This is a genomic window from Candidatus Pantoea rara (assembly GCF_051136265.1).
Taxonomy (GTDB): Bacteria; Pseudomonadota; Gammaproteobacteria; order Enterobacterales; family Enterobacteriaceae; genus Pantoea; species Pantoea rara.
This window is the reverse complement of sequence record NZ_CP194942.1, coordinates 3,438,165-3,464,278: the sequence shown is the minus strand read 5'-3', so window position 1 is coordinate 3,464,278 and position 26,114 is coordinate 3,438,165. Positions and strand designations below refer to the sequence as shown.

Below are 26,114 nucleotides of genomic sequence, written 5' to 3'. Positions count from 1 at the left end.
CGCACAGAGCGCTGATTGTTGTGATGCCAGCAAAAGAGACACTGAATCCTCAGTGTCTCTTTACATTGGATCTAGCCCATTAAGCGCTGGCAACGGGCTTACCGGTACAGCGCCGCTTTCCCCACGGAACTAAACAGCGCCATCTTCGCCGCGACCACTTCACCTGCCGCCTGCATCGGTTTAACGAAGAGTGAATTAGGCTCGTGTCCGCCCTGTTTCAGTTCCTGTTCCAGCGCCACGAAGAAGGCCTTCTTCATGTCACTGGAGATATTGATTTTACCGACACCATAAAGAATGGATTCCGCGACCTCGCTGTCTTTGTTGCCTGACCCGCCATGTAGCACCAGCGGGATATCCACCACCTTACGGATCTGCTGCAGGCGCTCGATATCCAGCTTCGGCTGCTTCCCTTTGGGGTAGAGGCCATGCGAGGTCCCGATGGCGACGGCCAGCGTGTCGGTGCCGGTCTCACGCACAAAGGTCTCTGCCTGCTGCGGATCGGTATAGAGAATCTCGTTGCTGCCGCCTTCGCCGCTGCCTTCCGCCACACCGATGGTGCCCAGCTCCGCTTCCACGGAGACATTAATCGTGTGCGCTATTTCGACGATCTTCTTCGTCAGCGCAATGTTCTGCTCGAAAGGGTGAGACGATGCATCAATCATCACCGAGGTAAAACCGGCGTAGATCGCTTTCATCACCTCTTCCAGCGAACGACCGTGATCAAGATGGATCACCACCGGAACACGTGCCTGAATCGCCAGCGTCCGCAGATAGCCGATAAACTCCGGGCCGGTAAACGCCATCTCTTCCGGATGGATCTCCAGAATCAGCGGTGAATCCAGCCGCTCGGCTGTCTCAACTGCCACACGGCCAAACTCCGCGCTGGCGATGTTGAATGCGCCGACACCAAACTGATGACGCTGGGCCACGCTGAGCAGATCTTTCATGTTGTAAAGCATAGGTTTTATCCTTGTTTTGCAGGAACGGAGATGTCTTTTTTCAGGAACAACAGGATCAGCGCCGTCAGCAGACTGCCTGCGGCAATCGCAAACAGGTAACCCATAACATTGCTGATCACGTTAGGAATGAAGATGACGAAAATGCCGCCATGTGGAGCGCGGGAAGCACAGCCCAGCATCATCGACAGGGCGCCTGCGAGGCCGGAACCCGCCACAATGGCCGGGATGACGCGCAACGGATCGGCAACCGCGTAAGGGATCGCGCCTTCGGTAATAAATGAAAGGCCGAGGATGTAGGTGACTTTGCCGGTTTCCCGCTCCTGCTCGGTAAACTTACGGCGGAAGAGGGTGGTTGCCAGCGCGATGCCCAGTGGTGGCACCATGCCCGCTGCCATGCATGCCGCAATCGGTCCGTAGATCCCGCTCGACATCAGGCCAATCGCAAACATACAGACGGTTTTATTCAGCGGGCCACCCATATCAAACGCCACCATCATGCCGAACAGCAGGCCGAGGAGGGCAGCGTTAGCGTTACCCAGTGAACTGAGGAAGGCGGTCAGCCAGCCGAGCAGCATTTTAATCGGCTCGCCAATCAGCAGCGCCATCAGTGCACCGGTCAGCAGCACACTCAGCAGCGGCACAATCAAAATGGGTTTCAGGCCTGCGACCGCTTTAGGCAGATGAATATGATTATTGATTAACAGCGTGATATATCCGCCCAGGAAGCCGGCAATCAGCGCGCCGAGGAAGCCGGAACCGGTGTGAATCGCCATCATCCCGCCCACGGCACCCGCCACGATGCCCGCTTTGCCGCTGATAGACTGGCTGATCCCCAGCGCCAGAATCGGCAGCATCAGGGCAAAGGCCGAACCACCGCCGATGTCAGAGAGCATCTTCGCTATCGGGCTGAAATTCGCGTCCCCGGGTGTGGCCGCCGTAATCCCGAATGAAAAGCTCAGGGCGATCAGAATGCCGCCAGCGACCACGAACGGGATCATCAGGTTCACACCGGTGATCAGATGCACATAAATCTCTGATATCCACGAACGGGAACCCGACGCATCTCTGCCAGGGTTAGCCGGTTCAGCCGCACCGGCCTGTGGGGCGGAGTCAACCAGTCTGGGTGCCAGCTCACCGTTAACAATCGCGCTGAGTAAGCCTTCAGCGTCTTTAGCGGCACGGGTAACTGGCACCTCGATCACGTTTTTGTGCCGGAAACGCGCCATCTCCACTTTTTTATCTGCGGCGATCAACACCACGTCGGCCTGATGAATATCGTCGTCGCTGAAAATATATTCGCTTTCAATCGCGCCCTGGGTTTCAACTAATACATTCAGGCCCAGTTTTTTAGCCGCTTTTTTTAAATTACTTTCGGCAAGGTAGGTGTGGGCGACACCTGTAGGACAGGCGGTAATGGCAATGATGTTCATAAACGTTCTCCAGTGAAAATTTTATATTTATGTTTTTCGGTCTGAAGGGATGGCTACAACCTGGAATACCTCCTTAGTTTTTTATTTCATGATGCTCTCCGGTTTATTCAGGCTCCCGATCGGGATAACAGTAAATGAAACATCTCTTCGCGATGTTCCACATTCAGTAATTGCTCAACCACATCTTCGTCACCTAACGCGATAGATATTTTGGCGAGCATTTTGATATGGCCGACATCTTTATCAGACTCTTTTACTGCAAAGAGAATAACCAGCCGGACTTTCGTGCCGTCGATGGTCTCCCATGGAATATCGCGGCGTAATCGACCCACGGCAATCCGGGTTTTTGCCACAGCAGCGGATTTACCGTGCGGAATCGCAATATGATTTTCAAATCCGGTTGAGCCTAATTCCTCGCGCAGATAAACATCGTTCAGAAACGCCGCTTTATCGGTGACAGCGCCGGTCTGGCAGAGCAGGTCGGTCAGCTGAGAAATGATCTGCTCTTTGGTCTGGCAATCGACATCCAGAATAATACATTCTTCTTTCAGGACTTCATTAATCGCTACGGCTGTCGTCATTTTGCTTCTCCATTATTAATTAATCGAATTCGATACCAGACATTCCGTGACTCTTGCGATATCTTTCGCCGAAAATAGCGCTGAGACATAGACCACCGGTTTTTCCAGCGGCTCCAGCCGGATGGTGGAGATCACCACGTCACACTCATGTCGCTTCAGGGAGTCTGCAATGTTTTTTCCTGGCACGATGTCGATAATCTTCCAGTCAGGAAAGGCGCGGATAATCCGCCCGTAAAGCAGCTGCGAGGTGCCCAGACCGCTGGAGCAGACCAGCAATACCCGTTTTACCTTGATGCTGTTTTCGATGGCGGCCTGAATATGCACCGTCAGGTAAGCCACCTCATCGTCACTGATCGCATCCAGGTTGTACTCCTGCGTCAGCTGACTAATGACCGCTTTGACAGCGGCGAACACCGTTCCCAGCTCGGTCTGGATATCATGCAGCAGCGGATTTTTAATCCGGATGTGATATCTGAGGCGGTTCAGCATCGGCTTGATATGGGATGACAGTGAAGCCTGCAGGTTCTGGTCAGTGGTGATTTCAATGTTGATGCGCTGCGCCACCCGGCTAATCAGTGCTTCTGCGAAGCGGGTTTCGCGTTCTGAAATCAGTGCGTCATCGTGTGGTGGTGTCTCGCCGCCTGCCTTACCGGAGGAAACGAGATACTGATAGATGGAGTGAGACTCCTCAGCCACCAGCACCGTGTTATAAGCGGTCTCGATGCGTTCTATCACCGCCAGCGAAACCTGCCAGGCATGGCGATCGCTGACCCGGTTCATCGACACCGCGCGGGCATCCGTTCTGAGCAGCGGAGAGTGACTCCTGTGGATCAGCACCAGAATATGGGTAAATAAATTGATGTAGTAAGGATCGCTTATCGTGTATTGCAGTTGCTGTTCAATAAAATTAATTAATTGCAGGGTAAAGTGGACAGCCTGCTGGCCAAACTTCTCTGAAAGCTCCTGCAGCGTGCTTTCATCCAGACGGCTTTCCATCATATCCTGACGGTTATAAATCGATTTTAGCACTAGCGCTTTCATCGCCATGCGAATATCAGGGTCGCTGCCTTTTATGCTGGTGCCGACGCGACTTTTTAATAAGGTTAAATCAAACTGATGTAACCAGGCTTCCAATGTTTTTAAATCATTCACTATCGACGCGCGGCTGATAAAATATTTATCTGCCAGTTCACTAATGGACGAACTTTTTGGCGACAGCATTAATAAATCAGAGGCTATTTTCAGCATCCTGAAGTTGCTGCTGAAATCATCCACTTCCGTTGAGAAAATTCGTCGCGCGGCTATTTCCGACTGCGCATCGGCAAATTTAATTGTGATCCCTCTCCCACTTTTACCGCTGAGGTTGATTCCCTGGTCAGAGAGTTTTTCATTAATATCGGCGATGTCGCGGCGCAATGTTCGGGTAGTGATGGCCGTTTTTTCTGAAATAGTGTGCAGGCTCACATAACTGTTATGAGAAATAAGCTGTCGCATAATCGTCAGTTGCCGTTCAGTCAACGCCTTCATCATCATAAGGTTCCGATTATTTTGTTATTCACCTTGTCAGTTATCATCTAAACAAAGGGGCTATGCCATGTAAATATTAAAACATGGCCACAACCTGACGATCAGGCTGACCACTGCAATGCCTTTTTTGAAATAATCGGGAAGGAGGGAAAACAAGAGGGGGAAGGGGGAATATGAGCAAAAATGACTGGCTGGCAGCAGTGGCTGAAGAGTCTGTTCCACCCTCAGACTGGCTGTCTGCTGCCCCATCCTCCGGGGCAGCAAACCTTATCGTTACCTCTCCCGCAGCGCCTCCTTCGCCCGGTTCAGCGGTTTCAGCAGATAATCCATAATGGTTTTGCTGCCGGTGTGTATTTCACCCATCGCGATCATGCCCGGATAAACCGGAAACTTTTTGCCCTTTTTATTGACCAGATAATCCTTATCGGTGCGGATATAGACGCGGTAATAATACTGGTCGCGATGCACTTCATCCTGAATGGTGTCAGGTGAGATAGAGGCCACTTTGCCCTCCAGACCGCCATAGATGTTGTAGTCATACGCGGTCAGCTTCACCACCGCACGCTGGCCTGGCGTGATGAAGGCAACATCGCGCGGGGGGATCTGCGCCTCAATCATCAGTTGCTCATCCAGTGGCACAATCTCCATCAGATTGCCGCGCTGCGGGATAACGCCACCGACCGTGTTCACCTCGATATCTTTAACAATCCCTCTGACCGGCGTGAGGATGACCGTGCGCTTCAGGGAGTCCGCGCGGCCGATGATAATTGAGCGCTGAGACGCCGCTTCGGCATTGGCTTTCGCCAGCTCTTCATGCGCCTGAACAATGTAGGTATTCTTCGCATCGTTGAGCTTGTTCTGCAGGTCGTTTGCCTGGCGTTTCAGGCGCAGCACTTCCACATTACTGGCCGCGCCTTTTGCCACCAGCGAAGAGGTCAGCTGTAGCTCACGGTTTATCAGGCTCAGCGCTTCGGTCAGGCCGCTGATGGTTTTGCTGTAGTTTTCCTGCCGCGAGTGGTAAAGCGCCGTCTCTGCAGCCACTAAGGGCGGATCGGCTAATACCTCTTTCGGGAACGTCAGCGGTGTGCCGGCGGTCTCAGACTGCAGGCGCGCTGCGGTTGCCAGCGCAGCCCGTAAATGTGAGGTGCTCTCCTGCACACCCGAGTCAATCTGGGTCGGATCCAGCGTGGCCAGCACCTGGCCCGCCTCAACCACATCCCCTTCGTGAACCTTCAGCTCTTTCAGGATCCCGCCCTCAAGCGACTGGATGATCTGCTCGTGTGAGCTGGGCACCACTTTGCCGACACCCACGGTAACTTCATCCAGTTCAAAGTAAGAGGCCCAGAAAAAGAACAGCAGCAGCATGACCAGCATCGACAGGATGATGAGGCCACCGGAAGAGGTGCGCCTGCGGGAGCGCTGAGGCCTCTTTTTACGGAATAAGGCGAAAATCATGGCTGGGCTCCCTGCGGTTTAACATTTACTTTGCCCTGCTGAGGCGTGGCGCTGGTTTCAGGCCGGGTGACCAGCATCTCTGTTTTGGTACCATCCCGCGCAATCCGGCCTTTGTCGATCAGCATGATGCGATCAACCAGTTGCAAAACTGCCGGACGGTGTGTGGCGATAATCAGCGTGCGGTTGCCCATCCATGTCATCAGTCGTTCAACCAGATGTTTTTCAGCGACATCATCCAGCCAGGCCGTGGGTTCATCCAGCAGCAGCACACTGGGCTGACGGAGCAGGGTACGTGCCAGCAACAACTGCTGACGCTGTCCGCCAGACAAGCCTTTACCGCCCTCCTGCAACAGGTAATCCATGCCTTCCGGCAGCCGCTGGATAAAGTCCAGGGCACCACTGATCTCCAGCGCCTGCAGCATCTCCTCTTCAGTTGCCAGCGGCATGCCGAGGCTTAAGTTCTCGCGGATCGTGCCGTAAAACAGAGATGAGTTCTGGGTGAGCAGCCCGATGTCACGACGGACATCCAGCGGATCGATGGAGGAAAGACGCACGCCATCCAGCAGCAACGCGCCTTCGCCTGGCTGTAACAGGCCAGCCATGAGTTGCAGCAGCGTCGATTTGCCGGAACCGTTGCGTCCCAGCAGCGCCACTTTTTCGCCCGCTTTAATCGTCAGTTTTTTCACCGTCAGCACAGGATCAGGGGTGTTTGGGTCGTAGCGATAGATGACATCAGAGAGCGTATATTCGCCGTTAATGCGCGGACGATGAATTTTGATGCTGCGTTCTGGCTGATCGACCTCGCTGTTAAGCAGGTTCTCCAGTCCTTCACGCGCCACTTTAGCCTGCTGCCAGCGGCCAAAGATCATCGCCAGCTGGCCCAGCGGGGCCATCATCCGTGATGCCAGCATTGAGCAACCAATTAACACGCCGGTAGACAGGTCGCCGCTCATGGCAAAGAAGGCACCCACCAGTACCACGCCCACATAGGCAACGGTCTGGACTTCACTGGTCCAGCTCATCAACAGACCGCTGATAAAACGCTGCTTCTGCGAAGATTTACTGATCACCTCATTCAGGTGATTCCACTGGTTCTGGAAGTAGGGCTCTGCGCGCAGCAGCTTGATGTCATCCATGCCCTGCACGGTCTCAACCAGCATGGCGCTGCGAACCGCAGACTCGCGCATAGTGGCCTTAGAGAGCTTCGCCAGTGATCCCTGCGCCAGCAGGCCAGGAATAACAATCAGCGGAATCGCCGCCAGCGGAACCAGCACCAGCCATCCACCCAGTAACCAGAGGATAAAGAGAAAGATGATTAAAAAAGGCAAATCGGCAATCGCTGAAATGGTGGTGGAGGTAATCAGCTCGCGGATCTGCTCCAGCTCGCGGATCTGGGCGATAAAGGATCCGGTCGATTTGGGCCGCTGATCGTTACGGATACGCAACGCATGGCCAAAGACGCGATCGGAAATGCGCAGATCCGCACTTTTACCCGCCATATCAGAGATATGCGTGCGGATAATTCGCATGACAAAAACGCAGGTCAGGGCGATCATCACACCGCCAAACAGCACCCAGAGAGAGGGAACGGACTGGGACGGGATCACCCGGTCATACACCTGCATAGTGAACAGCATCGCTGAGAGGCCCAGCACGTTGGAGATCAGCGACGCAAACATCACATTTACGTAGGCTGGCCACTCCTGAAGGATGGTCTGCCACAGCCAGTCAGCCCGATGCGGTTTGATGTAGTCATCTACCCGCGCATCCGGCACCGAGGACTCCGGCTTTACCAACAGTACGCGCTGCGCATACTGCGTCAGTTCGTCGATACTCAATGTGCTCTGCAGCTGTTTTTCACCGCTCAGCATGACACTGACCTTGCCTTCTTCACCTACCGTGGTGATGACGCCGACGCCGCGAGAACCAAAATCGACGATCAGCGGCATGCGCCAGGGATCGAGCTGATCCGGGTCAAACACGTCAAAGATGACCAGCAGCCCAAGCTGGCGCGCCATATTTTCAATCAGGGCGTCCTGAGAAAGGTGCTGCATGTGCCATTCCGCTTCCCCTTTCACCCGTTCAGGCGAGCCGTCAAGCCGGTAATGTTTCGCCACCATCAGCAGGGCCTCAAGCCAGGGGATGTAGGCTTTTTTCGCCTCAGGCTGGGCTGAAGCACTTTCTCTGTCAGATACGTTGTCCATTTTTACCTTCTCTTTATTGCTGACAGAATCAGGGCGCAATGCGCAGGCCCTGAATCACCTGGTTATTTAAGTTAAACGCTTCACGTGCCATACCGGTGACCACCAGATAATTTACGGAAGAGGCCCACAGATCACAGCGCGCATTAATTAAATCCTGCTCGGCGCGGCTTATTTCCTGTTCGGCATTGAGTAAGTCGAGGACATTGCGATTCCCCAGCGATAAATATTGTTCCCGATAGAGGGCGCGCGTTTCCATAATGGTTTTCTTGCGGCTGGTCAGCAGAGTGATATTTCTCTGCAATCCCTTAACACTCTGGAAATAATTTCTTTGCTGGTCGGTAATTTCCAGTTTCTTACTGGCAATGGTTGTTCTGGCCGCTTCCAGCGCTCTGGCACTGGCGCTTTCCTGCGCCACTAATGCACCGCCCTGATAAAGCGTGCTGTTAACGGATAAATAGACATTCTGATACTGACTATGGCGCTGATAATCCGCGATATCGCCGATATATTTATTGGTATTGGCTTCAAGCGATAATGTGGGATAGCGCTGCGCTTTGTAATTACGTAATTCGGCCAGCGCAACGGCGGCATCGGCCTGGGCGACCAGAATGGTTGGGTTACGGTTGAGGTCGACCCGCGCGCTCTGTCGTTCAATCAGTGGTAACAAAGAGACCGGTGCAGATATTTTCTTCTCCGCGACCGGCTGGCCGAGCAGCGATTGCAGATGATATTTCTGCTGCTGCAGTTTGATCTCCAGATCCAGCTGTGACGCCTGGGCAGCTTCAACGCGCGCCTGCGCCTGAACCGGATCAACCCGGGTACTGGCACCGGCATCGGCGCGCAGTTGCGTCAGTGCCAGGATATCACGCAGGGCTTTAACTTCTTTCTTCGCGTTATCAAGCAGCTGCGTGGAGCGATAGACTTCATTTAATGCCAGTGCGGTTTGTTCAACGATGGTGTCGATTTGCATCAGAACAGTGGCCTGCTGACGCAGATATTTCGCGCTGGCCTGATCGACCGCACTGCCGGTTTTACCAAAGTCGTAGAGCATCTGCGAGAGGCCGACGGTCGCGATATGGCCGCTGCCCTCATCCTGCTGGCGACCTGTAGTGATACCGGCTTTTATGGCAGGCAGATAGCCCGCTTTAGCGGCATCGATAGTAAATCCTGAGGATTCCAGTGTGGCAATGCTGCTGTTGATCGAAGGATGATGATTAACCGCCAGCTGAATGGCGGCCTGCCAGTCAGCAGGAAAATTCTTTACCTGACCTGCTTCTGCAGGCTGCATCTCAATTTCGGACGAATTAATGTGTAATTTATCCGCTACGGCCGTTCCGCCAGCCGGCAATTTTCCGGGCTCAGGCGTTTTAGACAATGCGCCCCAGAAACCCGATGGGGATTCATTAACACCAGGCTGACTGGCAGTGAATAGTTTTTTTTCCGCAGCAAAAGAATATGGGATAATTAAAATACAGTGCAAAATGATAATTATTTTTTTCATGATATTTTAAAAGTTAAATATACCTCAGTCATAAAGAGCGGCATGGCGCGTGAGGAAAAAGCAGGCTGGTATAAATAACCCAGCCTGCTTTTAATGCGGATATTAATTATCCGATGGTGACATCATCTTCGATATATAACTGTACCACGGAGCCATTGGCTGCAGAACTGGTGTAGTGGTTATAGTTAACCCCATTTGCCACTAATCCTTCCGCCTGCTCCCAGTTTCCGTTCAGCGTAACCGTATCGCCATTTTCACCCCGGACATATAACGTATTATTGTTATCCGTTATCTTCAGCAGACTTTCTGCACTGACCACCAGATTGTCTTTTCCGGCATCCGTCATCAAATCGAGGGTTTCGATATTGTTGACCCTGGCGGAGATATCGCTGAGATTCAGCGTACCCGTGCCATGCCAGGCCAGCGTATCGTTGCCCTCTGCACCGTTGATTGAGGTGAAATCTGTGTCATAGACTTCGAAAACATCTCCACCGCGGGTGCCGGTAAAGGTGATTTCGCCACCCGCGCTGCCATTGACATCAATCCCCAGATTAAAGCTCAGAGAGGCATTGCTGCCATCTGACAGGGCATAGGTGAAGGTGTCGGTGTTACCACTGTGTGCATTAGCGTCATCCACCACATAGTTGTAGTGACCTGCTTTATCAATAACCAGCGTGCCGTAAGCCCCTTTGAAGCTGACTGCGCTGTCGGTGATTGCGGTGGTTTCACCATTCTGGCTCACCGAGACCACGCTCAGGTCGTCAGACGCATCCATTAACGAACCGGTCAGATGCTCGGTGACTTCGTTAAAGTGCAGCCCCTGCTGAACATAGAGCTTGATCGCTGCGCCATCGAGCGCCGTGCTGGTGTACAGGGTGTAGGTAATGTTATTCAGCGTTTCCACGCCGTTAACGATCCACACGCCCTGTAATGAAAGGGAGTCATTACTGCCGCCCCTGACATACAGCACGTTATCGGCATCGGTGATTTTCTCAATATCATCGGCACCGATCAGCAGCGCCGTGGCCTGGGCGTTATTCTGCAAATCGAGGATTTCGATATTGTGAACCTTGTCCGCAATCTCACTGAGGTTCAGCTCACCTCCACCATTCCAGACCAGCGTATCCTGACCCGACTTACCCTCCACCGACGTGAACTGGGTGTCATGCACGGTGAAGCTGTCATCGCCAACGGTACCGGCAAAGATCAGCGCGCCACCTTCTGCGCCATCCACCGAAACACCCAGCGTGATCACCAGATTTTTGGTCGACCCATCCGCCAGAACATAGGTGAACGCATCTTCACTGCCGGTCAGCTTGATCACCGAGCCGCTGTTCAGCGTATAGGTATAACTGCCATCGTTGTGAATAGTCAGGGTGCCGTAGGTGCCCGCAATCGTTGTACCTGCTGCTGCAATCAGCGTGTAGCTTGCTGCACCGGCAACAATGCCTGCCGCGATGGATTTCACCTGCTGGGTGCTGTCTGCCGTGCTGTCGCTGGCGAAGACCGAACCAGACGCGCTTGAGCTGGTGCTGACTTTATAGTCGGTGGTGCTGACGATATTTGCTGTAACTTTGACGCTCAGCGTGTCGTAGTAGTACTGCCACAACCAGCCTGTAAAGCCAGCCTGAGCACTATCTACAACAACCCGATAAGTGCCTGGCGACTGTCCGTCCAGTGAAACATTCAACGCATTGCTGGACGTTATAAGCTGGCTGCCGCTGGTGACCGTATCCCAGCGCAGCGTTTGGGCGTTATAAACCTGCAACGACCAGTTTACCAAAACGGTGTTAATGGCATTGATCGACGGCCCGGTTACGCTGACGTTAATCTCCTGCAGATCGCTGGCGCTGTTAACCGTGAAGCTCGCACTGGTAAAGCTGCTGGTGGCGGTGTTCATTGTGGTGGTCTGTGCGACCTTGTCGCTGAGCAGAGCAACATCACCCGTCACGTCGGCTGCATTGTGTTCAGGCGCGGTCACCGTGCTGCTCAGCTTCATGTCACTATCAACATAGAGATTCACTGTCTGACCAGCATCGGTGGTTCCGACGTAGTGGACATAATCCACATTGTTGACGACTTCCTTGCCTGCCAGCGTCCAGCTACCTGTCAGCGTCAACTGATCGGTGACAGAACCTTTAACAAACAGCGTGTTGTTCGCATCCGTGATATCCGCCACGTTTTGCGCGGTAATAACCACTGTGTTAACTGCGCTGTCATTAACCAGATCAATCTCTTCGATATTGCTGATTTTTGACTGGAGATCGCTGAGTGTCAGCGTGCCCTTACCGCTCCATACCAGCGTATCCAGGCCTTCACCACCATCAATGTGGGTAAAGCTGGTATCACTTACGTTAAAGATATCGTCGCTTGTCGTACCGGTAACATCCTGCGCAGCGGTAACGGTATACTCCGTTCCATTCTGGCTATCTGTGTAGGTGGTTGACGAGAGACTCAGTCCCTGCTGCACGTAGATTTCGGCCACTGTACCGGCAGCTGTCGTACTGGTGTAATGCGTGTAAGAGATGCTGTCGACGATAACCGTGCCACTGTTGACCCAGGTGCCTTCCAGCGTCACCTTATCGCCAGCTATCCCCTTGATATACAGAGTATTGTTATCATTGGTAACATCCAGCACGCTTTGCGCATCAATCACCACATTATCTGTGCCGGTGGTCGATGTGAGCCTGACTGATTCAATATCATTGACCTTCGCCGCGATGCTGCTCAGTACAAGTTCACCCTTGCCACGCCATGCCAGCGTATCGTTGCCTTTGCCACCCTCTACCGAGGCAAATTGCGTGTCATAGATATCAAAACTATCACCCGCATCCGTGCCGTGGTAGACCAGCGCACCACGGCTGTAGCCATCAACCCCAATGCCCAGATTAATGGTCAGCGTCGCATTGACGACTTCACCATTTGCACCTTTTAGCGCGTAAGTAAACACGTCCTCAGAACCCGTTGGCAGTGTCGCTGTGCCTGGCGTATAGGTGTAGGTGCCGTTGTTATAGATCAACAGCGTGCCGTACTTACCTGCAATGGAAACGCCGCTTTCGGTGACCCAGGTGTAGCTGTCATCAATGGCCAGCGAATCGGTGCTGTCACCCGCCTTCGCATATATTCTGGTGTAAATTGAACTCAGCTTGTCCACCGCGCCGTCCGTTCCTTCGTCGGTCAGGACGTTACCGCTTGCCACTACATCTGAGATGATCTCGTAATCTGTGGTGCTGATGGCCTGCACCGTCATATCCAAAGTCACCGTATTTGTTGGACCGGTGGTTAAAATGGCGACGCGATAAGTGCCTTTGCCCAGATCTGACATCAGCGCTGACATATCGACGTTCTGGATAACTTCTCCATTGTGCGAACCGGCAGCCACCACGGCGGTCTGGGTTTTCACCGTTGCCCATGTGCCATCACTGTTTTGCTGTTGTACCGCATAGGTGATGTTTAACGGTGTGGCGAACGTATTGCCAAATATTGACCATTCGGTGCTTAGCGACAGCGAACCGGTGACCATATCGTCAACACCCGTCAGCGAGAAGGTCGAAGTGACATTCCCGTCTGCAACCAGTTTAACGCCACTATTTGTGGCGCTGGATGATTCATAGGTCACGGTTACGCGGGCATCGGCTTCATTACTGGAAGCAATGTCGGTTAAGGCCGCTGCTGCAGGATTAGTCGCATCCCAGCTCAGCTTCAGGGCATCATTGGTGGTACCAATCTGCACATAAATCCGGGCGGATGAGCTTTGACTGGTGCCGGAATCTGTAAGGGTATAGGTAAAGGTATCAACCTTACCGATGCTGTCCATAGATGAAACCGGTGTATAGGAATAGCTGCCATCAGAATTAATGACCAGCGTGCCATATTGACCTGCAAGGGTTGCCGTTTTCGTCGTCGCATCCAGTGTGGCAGAGGTAACTTTGCCATCACTGCCCGTCACGCTTACCGCACTCACTGAGGTGAGGGCACTGTGCGGAATACCATCTGAGCCGTAGACACTGTCAACATCTGATATGACGTTACCGGTTGCCGTTGTGTAGTCCGTTGGTGTGCCCTGTTCCGCGATGGTATAAAGGGTTTTAGAGGCTTTCAGTTCAAAACTCGCGCCGAGGTTAACGCCCGCAGTGGTGTAAACCAGCTGATACTGTCCCGCAGTCAAGTCTGTCAGCGTGATAGTTGAGGTTGTGGCACCCAGACCAAATATGCCAAACAGGTTACTGGTGTCATCCTGAGAAACCGTCACCCATGCGCCAGTCGACGAATCATACTTCTGCAACACCAGCGTTGCGTTGCTGGCCACATTGACAAATGCGGAAGAGGTGGCGGTGACATTCAGATCCATAATCGAACCATCCGGCACGATAATAATCTCACTGGGAATTCTGCTGCCCAAAGAAAAAAAGCCACCATCGCTCAATACCGTGCCCAGGTCTTCCGCCACATCAACCGGATAGGCGAAGCCGATTGCGGCACCAGAGCTGACATTATCGGATGCGTTCAGGCTGAGAGCCTGAACGGTCAGGTCCATTACCGCAGAAGGATCGCTACTGTTACCCGCGGCATCCGTTACTGTAAAGGTCAGCTCATGGCTACCGTCATACAAGCCCTCATTCGCCGTAAAGCTCCAGCTACCATCCTTTGCTACGGTGGTTTTGCCCACAAGCACGTCTTTGTCGTACAGTGTGACAGTAGCAGCAGGTTCAAGACCGTCGCCGCTAAAAGTGAGCTTGCTGTCGCTCTGCGTATCGGTCGTGTTAACAACAGTACCGACTTCATCCGTGATCACCACTGAAGTGGTGATCACTCCCTCAGGCGCAACGGAGTCTACGACATACTCAACCGCTTCAGATTGCCCACTGCGATTTCCTGCTGCATCTACAGCTTCAAATGTGAAGCTGTGCTCGCCCTCTCCCAGTGCTACAGACGGTGTAAAGGACCCGCTGCCGTCGCTTTTCACCAGGGTTTCATCCAGTATGGTGCCATTATCGCGAATGATAAGAGTGGTGCCAGCTTCCAGCCCTGATGCGGTGAAAGTTGGTGTAGTCTCGTGAGTCAGGCTGCCCGCGACTAAAACGGCACCTGTGTCATCAGTTACGACAATACTGGCTGTATCGGGCATATCAGGTGCAATAGTGTCGACGACAACTTTAATGGTGTCGCTGCTGCTAATGCCTGCAGGATCCGTTACGGTCACGATTAATGCATGATCACCTTCTGCAAGTGCTGTCTCTGGGGTAAAGCTCCAGCTGCCATCGTCAGCAACCACGACACTCCCCAGCATGGTTTCACCATCGGTGATGGAGACAGTCGCACCTGGCGTCTGGTCTGTGCCGCTGAAAGTCGGTGTGCTGTCGTTAATGGCATCACCAGCCGAAATCACATTGCCTGCATCGTCGGTAATCACAACACCGGTGTTAATACCTTTGGTGGCAGAGATTGAGAGATCCAGTGCCTCAGACATGCCGCTGCTGTTGCCGATTGCATCGGTTACTTCAAACGTAAAGTGATGATCGCCATCGTCGAGTGCGGTTGATGGCGTAAATGACCAACTGCCATCCTCATTCACCGTTGTTTCACCCAGTACAGTTTCACCGTCGCGAACAATAACGGTGGCTCCAGCTTCAAGATCTTTGCCACTGAAGGTCGGCATATTTTCAGAGGTAACATCCGCAGCGGTCATCGCATTGCCATCGTCATCGGCCAGCGTCACCGTAGTGATATCAACCCCATCTGGCGGGGTGGTATCAATTGTGACGTTGAAGATGCCGTCAACACTCACACCTTCTGAATCGGTAACGGTGACCTTGATAGCGTGCGCACCTTCAGCCAGTGGGTTTTCCGGCGTGAAGGTCCAGCTTCCATCTTCACCCACTGTCACCGTGATCAGCGTCGTTTCGCCATCAGCGATGGCGATATTGGTTCCCGGTTCGAAGTTTTTACCGCTGAAGGTTGGGGTGCTGTCACTAACAGTGTCGCCATCCAGAATAGCGATACCCTTATCATCAACAAGTTCAATCGACGGCGCGGTTTCTACCACGACATGAATGGTGTCATTAACCTGGTTACCGCTGGCGTCGGTGCCGTCGATGACCAGGGCGTGCTCGCCGTCGGCCAGCGGGTTTTCCGGCGTGAAGGTCCAGCTGCCGTCCTTGCCGACGGTGGCGGTGCCGAGTTCGGTGTCGCCGTCGGTGATCACCACGGCGGAGCCGGGCTGCATGCCGTCGCCGCTGATGGTCGGGGTGCTGTCACTGGTGGTTGCGCCGTCGGCCACCGGCTTGCCAGCGGCGTCGGTCAGGGCAGGCGTCGTGGCGCTGGTGTCGACGGTGATATTCACGCTGTCATTCACCTGATTGCCATTTGCATCAGTACCATTGATAACCAGCGCGTGCTCGCCGTCGGCCAGCGGGGCGTCGGGGGTGAAGGTCCAGCTGCCGTCCTTGCCCACGGTGGCGGTGCCGAGATCGGTCTTGCCGTCTGAGACGGTGACGGTGGAGCCGGGCTGCATGCCGCCGCCGCTGAGGGTCGGTGTGGTGTCGCTGGTGCGGCTGCCGTCGGCGACCGGCTTGCCGGCGTCGTCGGTAAGGCCCGACACGGTGGCGCTGGTGTCGACAGTGACGTTCACGGTGTCATTCACCTGATTGCCATTGGCGTCGGTGCCGTTAACCACGAGGGCGTGGTCGCCGTCGGCCAGCGGGGCGTCCGGCGTGAAGGTCCAGCTGCCGTCCTTGCCCACGGTGGCGGTGCCGAGCTCGGTGTCGCCATCGTTGATCGCCACGGTGGAGCCGGGCTGCATGCCGTCACCGCCGATAGTCGGGGTGGTGTCGCTGGTGGTCGCGCCGTCGGCGACCGCCTTGCCGGCGTCGTCGGTGAGACCCGGCACGGTGGCGCTGGTGTCGACGGTGACGTTTATGGCGCTGCTGCTGGCATTGCCGTTTTCGTCGGTGCCGCTGATGACCAGGGCGTGCTCGCCGTCATCCAGCGGCGCGGCAGGGGTGAAGGCCCAGCTGCCGTCCTTGTCGACGGTGGCGGTGCCAAGTTCGGTCTTGCCGTCAGAGACGGTAACGGTGGAGCCGGGCTGCATACCGCCGCCATTGAACGTCGGAGTGCTGTCGCTGGTGGTTGCGCCGTCGGCGACCGCCTTACCGGCGTCGTCAGTGAGGCCCGGCACGGTGCCGCTGGTGTCGACGGTGACGTTTATGTTGCTGCTGGCGGCGTTGCCATCTGCACTCGTGCCGTTAACGACCAGGGTGTGATCGCCGTCGGCCAGCGGGGCGTCTGGCGTGAAGGTCCAGTTGCCGTCGTTATCGACGGTGGTGGTGCCGAGCTGCGTGTCGCCGTCTGAGACGATGACGGTGGAGCCGGGCTGCATGCCGCCGCCGCCGATAGTCGGGGTGGTGTCGCTGGTGCTGCTGCCGTCGGCGACCGGCTTACCGGCGTTGTCGGTGAGGCCCGGCGCGGTGGCACTGGTATCGACGTCAACGTTCACCGTGTTGCTGCTGGCGTTGCCGTTCGCGTCGGTGCCGTCAACCACCAGCGCGTGGTCGCCGTCGGCCAGCGGTGTTTGCGGTGTGAAGGTCCAGCCGCCGTTTTCGCCCACGGTGGCGGTGCCGAGTTCGGTATCGCCGTCGGTGATCACCACGGTCGAGCCGGGCTGCAAGCCGCCGCCGCCAATAGTCGGAGTGGTGTCGCTGGTGGTCGTGCCGTCGGCCACCGGCTTGCCGGCGTCGTCGGTCACTGCAGGCGTCGTGGCGCTGGTGTCGACAGTGACGTTCACGCTGTCATTTACCGCGTTGCCATGCACGTCAGTGCCATCGATTACGATTGCGTGGTCGCCGTCGGCCAGCGGGGCGTCGGGCGTATAGGTCCAGCTGCCGTCCTCGTCCACGGTGGCGGTGCCGAGCTCGGTCTTGCCGTCGGAGACGATGACGGTGGAGCCGGGCTGCATGCCGTCACCACCGATAGTCGGGGTGGTATCGCTGGTGGTCACGCCGTCGGCGATCGGCTTGCCGGTGTCATCGGTCAGCCCCGGGACGGTAGCGCTGGTGTCGACGGTAACGTTTACGGTGTCGTTCACCGCGTTGCCGTTCGCGTCGGTGCCGTCGATCACGAGGGCGTGCTCGCCGTCGGTCAGCGGAGCGTAAGGGGTAAAGGTCCAGCTGCCGTCCTCGCCCACGGTGGCGGTGCCGAGTTCGGTGTCGCCGTCGGTGATTACCACGGTGGAGCCGGGCTGCATGCCGCCGCCATTGATCGTCGGGGTAGTGTCGCTGGTCGCGGTGCCGTCGGCGACCGGCTTACCGGCGTCGTCGGTCAGGCCGGGCGTAGTGGCGCTGGTGTCAACGGTGACGTCGACGGTGCTGCTGCTGGCGTTGCCGTGCGCGTCTGTGCCGTCAACCACCAGCGCGTGCTCGCCGTCATCCAGCGGGGCATCGGGGGTAAAGGTCCAGCTGCCGTCCGCACCCGCCGTGGTTTCACCAATTATGGTCTCGCCATCTTTAATGATTACGGTGGAGCCGGGCTGCATGCCGCCGCCATTGATCGTCGGGGTGGTGTCGCTGGTTGCGGTGCCGTCGGCGACCGGCTTACCGGCGTCGTCGGTCAGGCCCGGCGTAGTGGCGCTGGTGTCAACGGTGACGTCGACGGTGCTGCTGCTGGCGTTACCGTTCGCGTCGGTGCCGTCAACCACCAGCGCGTGCTCGCCGTCATCCAGCGGGGCGTCGGGGGTAAACGTCCAGCTGCCGTCCTCGCCCACGGTGGCGGTGCCGAGTTCGGTGTCGCCGTCGGTGATCACCACGGTGGAGCCGGGCTGCATGCCGCCGCCATTGATCGTCGGGGTGGTGTCGCTGGTTGCGGTGCCGTCGGCGACCGGTTTACCGGTGTCGTCGGTCAGGCCCGGGGTAGTGGCGCTGGTGTCGACGGTGACGTCGACGGTGCTGCTGCTGGCGTTGCCGTTTGCGTCGGTGCCGTCAACCACCAGCGCGTGCTCGCCGTCATCCAGCGGCGCGTCGGGGGTAAAGGTCCAGCTGCCGTCCTCGCCTACGGTGGCGGTGCCGAGCTCGGTGTCGCCGTCGGTGATCACCACGGTGGAGCCGGGCTGCATGCCGCCGCCATTGATCGTCGGGGTGGTGTCGCTGGTTGCGGTGCCGTCGGCGACCGGCTTACCGGCGTCGTCGGTCAGGCCGGGCGTAGTGGCGCTGGTGTCGACGGTGACGTCGACGGTGCTGCTGCTGGCGTTACCGTGCGCGTCGGTGCCGTCAACCACCAGCGCGTGTTCGCCGTCAGCCAGCGGCGCGTCGGGGGTGAAGGTCCAGCTGCCGTCCTCGCCCACGGTGGCGGTGCCGAGCTCGGTGTCGCCGTCGGTGATTACCACGGTGGAGCCGGGCTGCATGCCGCCGCCGCCGATAGTCGGTGTGATGTCGCTGGTCGCGGTGCCGTCGGCGACCGGGTTACCGGCGTCGTCGGTGAGGCCCGGCGCGGTGGCGCTGGTGTCGACGGTGATGTCGACGGTGCTGCTGCTGGCATTGCCGTTTGCGTTGGTACCGTCGATCACGAGCGCGTGCTCGCCGTCAGCCAGCGGGGCGTCGGGGGTAAAGGTCCAGCTGCCGTCCGCACCCGCCGTGGTTTCACCAATTATGGTCTCACCATCTTTAATGATTACGGTGGAGCCGGGCTGCATGCCGCCGCCGCTGAGGGTCGGGGTGCTGTCGCTGGTGCTGCTGCCATTGTCAACCGCATTACCGGCATCGTCGATAAGCGTTGGTGTCGTGCCAGGCACCTCGCTGGCACCAGAGCTGTTATCCCTTGAGGAGGAACCACCGCCGCCAGAGTTTGATGCTGCAGCCACACCAATGATTGCCGCCAGACCACCTAAAACACCACCCGCCACATACACATCGTCGGCAAACAGGGGATCCGAAGTCGCCGGGACCAGTTCATATACGCTATTAGCTGCATCATAGTTATACGCATAGACCACACCATCCGGGCCAGAGGCGGTCATGACGGGCAGATCTTCTGCGCTAACGTTTTGCAGGATGATGTCATACTGCTCACCCGTTACATCATCTATGAGCTTAAATTTCATCTGGCCGTTAGCTTTTGACGCAACGATCTTCTGCGGAGGCTGCCCATCAACGCTGTGAACTTCATAGGACGCAGCCTGTGGTATGGACTCCAGTGCCAGCGACTGTCCGGGTTGTAAAGCATGCTTAGCAATCACATTGCCATTACTGTCTTTAATAATTAATTGAATTTTCATTTTTTACCCATAGATGCTGAAATCAACTGAGCGATTAATTAATCACCAGGAAATACTGTATTATTTAAAAAAGTAGAGTCAGAACAATTAATTAACCTCCATGTAGTCGTTAATAATGGTCGCGTGCTGTGGCGCCATAAAAAGGCTGAAAAGCATTTTTTAGTTTTTAATAAATGGTGCGATTTGATAATGCATATTGATATTTATGAAAACTTTCCCTACAGCGCAGCGATAAAGTGAGCGTTGTTTTTCAGATCAGGTTTCATCCTGTTTCATCACTGAGGCGCTTATCCTGAAAGTTTATTCGGCGCGCCTGTTACTCTCAGAGAGACTTTTGCCAACTGAGTGCCATCAACGGGTGATAACACTATTCCGTATGACGTAAAAACCTTTGTTTATTATCTGAAGATCAGCAGTAAAGTTCGTCAGTTAATTATTCGGCTAGTTGAATCTGCATTCTTACAAATAAAATAATAAAATGGAATGCATAGGGGTTCGTCAGAATAAAGCACTGATAAGTGGCGATTCTAAGAGGTTTTTTTTGTTTTATGTTGGTAATTAATTATTTTTTAGTGAAAAGCACCAGTTATCACCTGTTCTATGGTTTTTGTCGTTTTTTAACCTTAGCGAATTGTAAATCCGGGTAAGTCGTCTTTTATTTTCCATTCACAAAGGTTTCAAAAATAATTAATAAAAATTTCAATTAAAACAGGTGGTTGAGGTTTTTTTGGTGATTTGCGGCGAGTGTGTTGTTAAATAAAATGTGTTTTTTAAGCTCTGTATTTAATGAATTTTAAACTTTATGGAAATCAGCGGTCTCATATGGAAATAAATAGTGTGAAGGTAATTTTATCAAAAAATGCAATGCCAAGGATGTCAGGGCGCGACAGCGCAATGAAATTAACATTTAAGAATCTATGTTAAAATTATCAGAGTTTTTAAAAATTATGACTCAAAGGGAGTAAGTATTTTCAGGCAGGAAGCACATAAGGATAGTTATGCTTACATCTTCTTTTTCGGTTTTATGGGATTATGACCCAGGATGATCATTCCCCTTATTCCCAGCTGAACAGTTTAACCTTCCTCAGCGGCCGTGCAGGTTATCAGATAGCACGGAATGCTGGCCTATCTTCCTGAAACCAGCAGGCGATGTTGACTCTAATGGCTATTTCGGCAGAACGTGGACTCAAAAGGGGAATGGGAAGATGGGCACTCTCTTCATTTTTGCAAAAAAAGCCCGACATGCGGCAGGCCAGCCTTCATCTTCATGCCATCTTTAAGCGCTGTAGTCGTTTCTCGCGGCGAATTTTGCTCTCTTCGATTACGGCAACCAGCGCCATCAGACAGATACAGGCGAGAGCGGCAGCATCCGGTGCGGCTGCGTTAATCCGCCTGGACCTGGAAATCAGATTCCAGGCCCAGCAACGGGTCAAAGCCGGAGCGGACGATAAGGTGATCGTCAATCAGCGCAATGGTGCTCATGTTTATTCCTGACGGCTAAAATCGCGCTTACCTTAGCGATAAGCGTGAGGCTGTTCAGGTCGTGAGCAGTTTGAAGGGGCGGGATGCGGGCGGACGAGTGTACATCAACGTCCAGGCCTGCCGGGCAGGCTTTACGCCCGGCAGTTCCTGAGACTGAGCATCATATTAATGCAGGCAGCACTGCTTATATTTTTTGCCGCTGCCGCACGGGCAGGGGTCGTTGCGGCCGGGCAGTTTATCTACCGCGACAGGCTTCTGTGGCACGGGGATGGCTTCTGGCTGGGAGATCCAGTGATCGTGCAGCGCCAGTGCAGCAGGGCGGATCGCCTCAATGCTGGCTTCCATTTCGTCTGGCGTCATAGCGTCGATCTTTTCGAGGTTCTCTTCCACGCCATGCAGAGCGATAGCGTCCAGCGCAGGCTGTAGATCCGCAGGCAGAGCAGACCAGTCGGTCAGCGCAACACCGCGCATGTAGCCGAAACACCACTCTTCCACCACGGTAAATTCCAGACCTTCCATTTCGCGGATGCCAAACAGCGGTTCGAACTGCTCAGGGAATTCAGATAAGCGGTCAGCCACATCATTCATATGCTGAAAGCAGAGCGACATAAAGCGCGTCATTTCACGCTCGTTGCTCCATTTTGGAATCTGCTTCTCGCCACCCCACAGAGCTACAAGCCACTGGCTGGGCTCGACGGTGATGGGGCCGGAGAGAACGGCAGTCAGCAGACCATCCAGCTCGGAGACATCAATAATCGACGCTTCGCTGCCATATTTTTCCAGCATATCTTCCAGCCATTGCAGCTCTTTTTCGGACAGTGGGCCTTCTTTCATGCGGTTGCCTCCCGGGCATGTCAAAATTTCAGCGCGGCGTTGAGCCTCAAAACCGCAGCAGTGTACACCCTTGCGGGCCGCAACACAGCTCCCCATCTTCGGGCTTCCCGCAGGGGTTAAACCGCGTTTAACCCCGCTTTGACGCCGTTATGTATGCGATTGCCCGCAGCACTTTATGGTACATTTTTGCGCTATAGCGGGGCTGCTGCATGTTAAATAAAATTAACTTAATGATTAGTTTATGAAAAATGGATTTACTGGCAGCCGGGCTATTGCTGTATACCTTGCGCGGCTTGCCCATACCGGCCATATAATCGGCAGATTAACAATGCGTTTTCTGCCCGCCGGAATCTTCCTGCTGGCGGGTTGCGGAAACCTGTCGCAAACCTCCGCGCCAGTGGGCGACCGTGTTTATCTGACGCACGCCACGTTTCACGAAAATGTCGATGACATCGTACAGCACTACATGCAGCAAAAGCAGGTTCCTGGCATCAGTATTGCCGTTATTCATCGTGGTGGCCCGACCCGCTATTATCCTTTCGGCGTCACTGATCGGGCGCATCGCTATCCGATCACGCCCGATACCCTGTTTGCGCTGGGTTCACTGAGTAAAGGCGTGACAGCAGAAGTGATTATCCAGCTGGTGGAGCAGGGTAAGCTGCGCTGGAACGATACCCTGGCGGATCTACTGCCAGCGGACGTTCGCCTCAGCGCCGATGCGCGGCGTATCACACTGCTGCAACTTGTGACGCATACCTCCGGTCTGCCGCGTCAGGATATGGATTTGCCGATGCTGCTGCAGTTCGTTCGTTATCTGGATACGGGCGAAAACTTTTATGGCAATCTCGACAGCGACAAACTGCTGAGTTATCTGGCGGATTTTTCAGCACCTCCGGAACGCATGCCACACTATTCAAACCTCGGCTATGCGCTGCTCGGTTTTATTGTGCGCACCCGTTTTCATCAGGACATTCAGACGCTCGCGTCTACGCTGATCTTCACGCCGTTAAAAATGAACCAGAGCAGCTTTGAACCGGAAACGCTGGCGGGCTTTCCGCTACGTGCGCTGGGCCACGCAGGCGATCAGCCGAAATTTATCCCCCGTGGCGCGCTCACGCCGGACTGGCATTTTCACGGCAACATGGTGGCTGCAGCCAGTCTTTACAGTAATGCGCGCGATCTGAGTGCTTACCTGCGTGCGCACCTCAATGCCACCGGGAATACGATGCAGGATAGGGCTTTTGCGGCGGTGAACAAGCCGTGGTATCAGCAGGGTGCGCAGGCGCAGAATATCGCCTGGGTCACCGACACCATTGAAGGACAGCAGATCACTTATCAGGTGGGCTATATTGGCGGCTATGCCAGTTTTATCGGCTACGATAAATGTAATGGTAATGCGATTGTGGTGCTGCAGAACGGCTTTAACTGGAGCAACTATTTAGGCATTGCGTTGTTGGTCGATCTGGCAACTCAGGATAAAGTGGTCCCACAGTGATCCGTTACCTGAGCTGTGTGCAGTAAAATGAATAGCGCTGTTCTTCCTTACACATAGCGTCAGCGCACCGGAACTGAAGTGCGATAAAAATTGTCTTTAGCCTGACTGTCAAAATTCAACGTGGAAATCATTATGCGCAGGACTCAACGTGTACTTTTATCAATGGGATTACTGGTTGGCTCGCTGAGCCTGATCCCCGGTGTACAGGCTGCTGGCGAAGCAACGGATACCGTTCCGCCACCGCCGCAGATCCAACCCGCTAATCCTGGTGCCCAGCCCGCTACGCCGGATACGGGCAGCGTTCAGCCGGATGCCAATGCCGCGCAAAACCCGCCACAGACCAGTTCACAATCCAATGATGGCATTACGCCGACGACGCCTACCACGCCTTCAACGGCTAACGGTGCGCGCCCTAATTACGATCTCAGCACTATTATCATCGACTACAAACAGTACAACATCGGTGACATCGTGCCAGAGAAGTACACCGATAAAACCTTCACCATCACGGAGTGGCAAAAGCGTAATCTGCCCGCGCCGCAGGAAAATACCCACTGGGCCTATATCAACGCTAACTACATTCTTATTACCAATGACACCGGCAAAATCGTCATGGGTAAATCGGGCGATATTTTCTTCCGTGGCTAAATAAAATCAGCCGGTCGCGACGACCGGCTTTTTTTAGCTGAAACGCTCCGGATTAAAGCTTGCCAGCATCGGATGCTTCTCACCGCTTACCATCTCTTCCGCCAGTAATTCCCCGACAATCAGCGCCAGCGTATGAGATGGGCCGTGAAGCGGCACGACGGCCGATTGCGGAAATACGCGGCAAAGCCGTCAGGCCGATGCCGCGCTTTGATGCCCGTCTGATGATCCGCCAGTCCATTGCCGCACCGGCCAGCCTTATCACCGCGAAATGAAAGCGTTAACCGGGCCAGCCGAGTAACCGACTTAGCTGGCGCGTAGCTGCCGTAATTTGCGTGTCGCTGCAGTTACCATATCCAATAACCAGACCCTGCTGCACCGGTTCAGCCAGATAGAAGGTCGAGAGGGCACCGGGCGCATAGCCCGCCTGGTGCAGTTTGCCGGCTATGGCGACGTCACTCCAATGAGGCGCGAGTGGCAGCACCAGATGCATACCGCTGTCACCGCCCAGCAGGGGAATCGCCTGACCCGCAGCCCGCTGCAGTTCGGTACGCAGCAATGCCTGACGCTGTCGATAGAGGCGACGCATTTTGCCCAGATGGCGTTGATAATCCCCATTGAGAATAAAACGGGTCAGTGCCTGCTGCTCCAGACGATTACCGCCGCGCAATAGCTGATGGAGTGCCGGTCGCAGCCGGCTGACCAGCGGTGCGGGCAGTACCATAAAACCGATACGCAGCGCAGGGAACAGTGTCTTGCTGAACGATCCGAGATAGATAACCGGGGCATTATCGGTCATGCCCTGCATCGCCGTGATGGGTTCGCCGTGATAATGGAAGTCCCCATCATAATCATCTTCAATAATCCACGCCTGATGCTGTTGCGCAGCAGCAATCAGCGCCAGACGACGGGACGCGCTCATCACTGCTCCGGTGGGATATTGATGGGTAGGTGTCGTATAAATCAGACGGGGCGAAGCCTGTTTCCAGTTTTCTGGCTCGGGGGCCATTCCCTGGTCATCGATGGGGATCGGGACAACGTTAAGCTCCCCGGCCTGCAGAGCCGCTTTGGCACCGCGATAGCCCGGATCTTCAATCCAGCCATGGTCGCCAGGATTGCTCAGCAGGGCGACGCACAGCGCAAGCGCCTGCTGCACACCTTCGGTAATCACAATCTGTCCGGCATCACAACGTACACCGCGCGTAAGACGCAACTGCTGCGCCAGTACGGTGCGCAGCTCGGGATCGCCGAAGGGGTCGCCATAGCCGAGTAGCTGCGGTGGCGTGTGACTCATTATCTGATTCAGTGCCCGGCGCCATGCAGCCAGCGGGAAATGGGCCAGGGCGGGTATACCGGGGCGCAGGGGCAATGCGCCGCTGTGAATTTCCTGACTGTGTTGAAAGAGATCAATCCGTTTTGCCAGCGGCCAGCTGGCTAACGTGTCGTCATCCGCCTGGCCGACAGGTAAAGCCAGGGGGCTGATGCGGCTGCCTTGCCGATCGCTCATCAGATAGCCCTCCGCCTGTAGCTGTGTCCAGACGTTAAGCACAGTATTACGTGAAACCTTTAACTCAGTGGCCAGCTGACGTGTGGAAGGTAACCCTGTTCCTGCAGCAAGCTGACCCTGCAAAATGCCCTGCTTTATCCGCTGATAAAGTTGCTGCTGCAACGTAGTCCCGGCTGCTGGCATCAGTGGCGCCAGCAGCAAGTCAGGGATCTCTGGCTTCATGACCTGCT

The 26,114-nt window shown here is 55.0% G+C and carries 13 protein-coding genes and 2 pseudogenes; 3 read left to right on the top strand and 12 right to left on the bottom strand.

Annotated elements, in window-relative coordinates:
- Window positions 1-98: 98 nt before the first annotated feature.
- The 11 genes and pseudogenes from ACR8BF_RS16420 to ACR8BF_RS16370 form a co-directional block, all read right to left on the bottom strand.
- Window positions 99-959: a ketose-bisphosphate aldolase gene (locus tag ACR8BF_RS16420; RefSeq protein ID WP_434745287.1), complete on the bottom strand. Its 861-nt coding sequence runs from the start codon at window positions 957-959 to the stop codon at window positions 99-101.
- 5 nt (window positions 960-964) lie between these two features.
- Window positions 965-2,389 (bottom strand): PTS fructose transporter subunit IIC, encoded by a 1,425-nt coding sequence (locus ACR8BF_RS16415; protein ID WP_434745286.1) that lies wholly within the window; start codon window positions 2,387-2,389, stop codon window positions 965-967.
- A gap of 107 nt (window positions 2,390-2,496) precedes the next feature.
- Complete coding sequence (locus ACR8BF_RS16410; RefSeq protein ID WP_179897486.1) at window positions 2,497-2,970, bottom strand: PTS sugar transporter subunit IIA; 474 nt, start codon at window positions 2,968-2,970, stop codon at window positions 2,497-2,499.
- A gap of 15 nt (window positions 2,971-2,985) precedes the next feature.
- Complete coding sequence (locus ACR8BF_RS16405; RefSeq protein ID WP_434745285.1) at window positions 2,986-4,464, bottom strand: BglG family transcription antiterminator; 1,479 nt, start codon at window positions 4,462-4,464, stop codon at window positions 2,986-2,988.
- A gap of 306 nt (window positions 4,465-4,770) precedes the next feature.
- Window positions 4,771-5,952, bottom strand: coding sequence for an HlyD family efflux transporter periplasmic adaptor subunit (locus ACR8BF_RS16400; protein ID WP_179897488.1), 1,182 nt, complete (start codon window positions 5,950-5,952; stop codon window positions 4,771-4,773).
- Window positions 5,949-8,072, bottom strand: a complete 2,124-nt coding sequence (locus ACR8BF_RS16395; protein ID WP_434745950.1) for a type I secretion system permease/ATPase — start codon at window positions 8,070-8,072, stop codon at window positions 5,949-5,951. The genes ACR8BF_RS16400 and ACR8BF_RS16395 overlap by 4 nt, the downstream gene beginning before the upstream one ends.
- A gap of 112 nt (window positions 8,073-8,184) precedes the next feature.
- Complete coding sequence (locus tag ACR8BF_RS16390) at window positions 8,185-9,444, bottom strand: TolC family outer membrane protein (protein ID WP_434745284.1); 1,260 nt, start codon at window positions 9,442-9,444, stop codon at window positions 8,185-8,187.
- 319 nt (window positions 9,445-9,763) lie between these two features.
- The gene (locus ACR8BF_RS16385; protein WP_434745283.1) at window positions 9,764-19,921 is read right to left on the bottom strand and encodes a BapA/Bap/LapF family large adhesin; all 10,158 of its coding nucleotides are present in this window, start codon (window positions 19,919-19,921) and stop codon (window positions 9,764-9,766) included.
- A gap of 1,265 nt (window positions 19,922-21,186) precedes the next feature.
- Window positions 21,187-21,300, bottom strand: a pseudogene (locus ACR8BF_RS16380) (hypothetical protein); the annotation flags it as partial.
- A gap of 7 nt (window positions 21,301-21,307) precedes the next feature.
- Window positions 21,308-21,403: pseudogene (locus ACR8BF_RS16375) on the bottom strand (transcriptional regulator UhpA); the annotation flags it as partial.
- Window positions 21,404-21,568: 165 nt separating this feature from the next.
- A complete protein-coding gene (locus ACR8BF_RS16370) occupies window positions 21,569-22,237 on the bottom strand; it encodes a YecA family protein (RefSeq protein WP_179897495.1) in 669 nt (222 codons plus the stop codon).
- 241 nt (window positions 22,238-22,478) lie between these two features.
- Here ACR8BF_RS16370 and ACR8BF_RS16365 point away from each other — a divergent pair, with 241 nt between their 5' ends.
- The 3 genes from ACR8BF_RS16365 (at window position 22,479) to ACR8BF_RS16355 (ending at window position 24,652) form a co-directional block, all read left to right on the top strand.
- Window positions 22,479-23,732 carry a serine hydrolase domain-containing protein gene (locus tag ACR8BF_RS16365; protein WP_292985207.1) on the top strand — a complete coding sequence of 418 codons (1,254 nt, stop codon included), beginning with the start codon at window positions 22,479-22,481 and terminating at the stop codon, window positions 23,730-23,732.
- 132 nt (window positions 23,733-23,864) lie between these two features.
- Window positions 23,865-24,380, top strand: a complete 516-nt coding sequence (locus ACR8BF_RS16360) for an RcnB family protein (RefSeq protein WP_292985209.1) — start codon at window positions 23,865-23,867, stop codon at window positions 24,378-24,380.
- 59 nt (window positions 24,381-24,439) lie between these two features.
- On the top strand, window positions 24,440-24,652 hold the full coding sequence (locus tag ACR8BF_RS16355) for a hypothetical protein (RefSeq protein ID WP_434745957.1): 213 nt from the start codon (window positions 24,440-24,442) through the stop codon (window positions 24,650-24,652).
- Between the two features lie 5 nt (window positions 24,653-24,657).
- Here the strand turns inward: ACR8BF_RS16355 and ACR8BF_RS16350 are convergent, their stop codons facing one another.
- Window positions 24,658-26,106 carry a PLP-dependent aminotransferase family protein gene (locus tag ACR8BF_RS16350; protein ID WP_292985211.1) on the bottom strand — a complete coding sequence of 483 codons (1,449 nt, stop codon included), beginning with the start codon at window positions 26,104-26,106 and terminating at the stop codon, window positions 24,658-24,660.
- Window positions 26,107-26,114 lie beyond the last annotated feature (8 nt).

Coding starts and splice junctions, on each gene's coding strand:
- ACR8BF_RS16420 (WP_434745287.1), bottom strand. CDS start 959: ATGCTTTACAACATGAAAGATCTGCTCAGCGTGGCCCAGCGTCATCAG.
- ACR8BF_RS16415 (WP_434745286.1), bottom strand. CDS start 2,389: ATGAACATCATTGCCATTACCGCCTGTCCTACAGGTGTCGCCCACACC.
- ACR8BF_RS16410 (WP_179897486.1), bottom strand. CDS start 2,970: ATGACGACAGCCGTAGCGATTAATGAAGTCCTGAAAGAAGAATGTATT.
- ACR8BF_RS16405 (WP_434745285.1), bottom strand. CDS start 4,464: ATGCGACAGCTTATTTCTCATAACAGTTATGTGAGCCTGCACACTATT.
- ACR8BF_RS16400 (WP_179897488.1), bottom strand. CDS start 5,952: ATGATTTTCGCCTTATTCCGTAAAAAGAGGCCTCAGCGCTCCCGCAGG.
- ACR8BF_RS16395 (WP_434745950.1), bottom strand. CDS start 8,072: ATGGTGGCGAAACATTACCGGCTTGACGGCTCGCCTGAACGGGTGAAA.
- ACR8BF_RS16390 (WP_434745284.1), bottom strand. CDS start 9,444: ATGCAGCCTGCAGAAGCAGGTCAGGTAAAGAATTTTCCTGCTGACTGG.
- ACR8BF_RS16385 (WP_434745283.1), bottom strand. CDS start 19,921: ATGAAAATTCAATTAATTATTAAAGACAGTAATGGCAATGTGATTGCT.
- ACR8BF_RS16370 (WP_179897495.1), bottom strand. CDS start 22,237: ATGAAAGAAGGCCCACTGTCCGAAAAAGAGCTGCAATGGCTGGAAGAT.
- ACR8BF_RS16365 (WP_292985207.1), top strand. CDS start 22,479: ATGAAAAATGGATTTACTGGCAGCCGGGCTATTGCTGTATACCTTGCG.
- ACR8BF_RS16360 (WP_292985209.1), top strand. CDS start 23,865: ATGCGCAGGACTCAACGTGTACTTTTATCAATGGGATTACTGGTTGGC.
- ACR8BF_RS16350 (WP_292985211.1), bottom strand. CDS start 26,106: ATGAAGCCAGAGATCCCTGACTTGCTGCTGGCGCCACTGATGCCAGCA.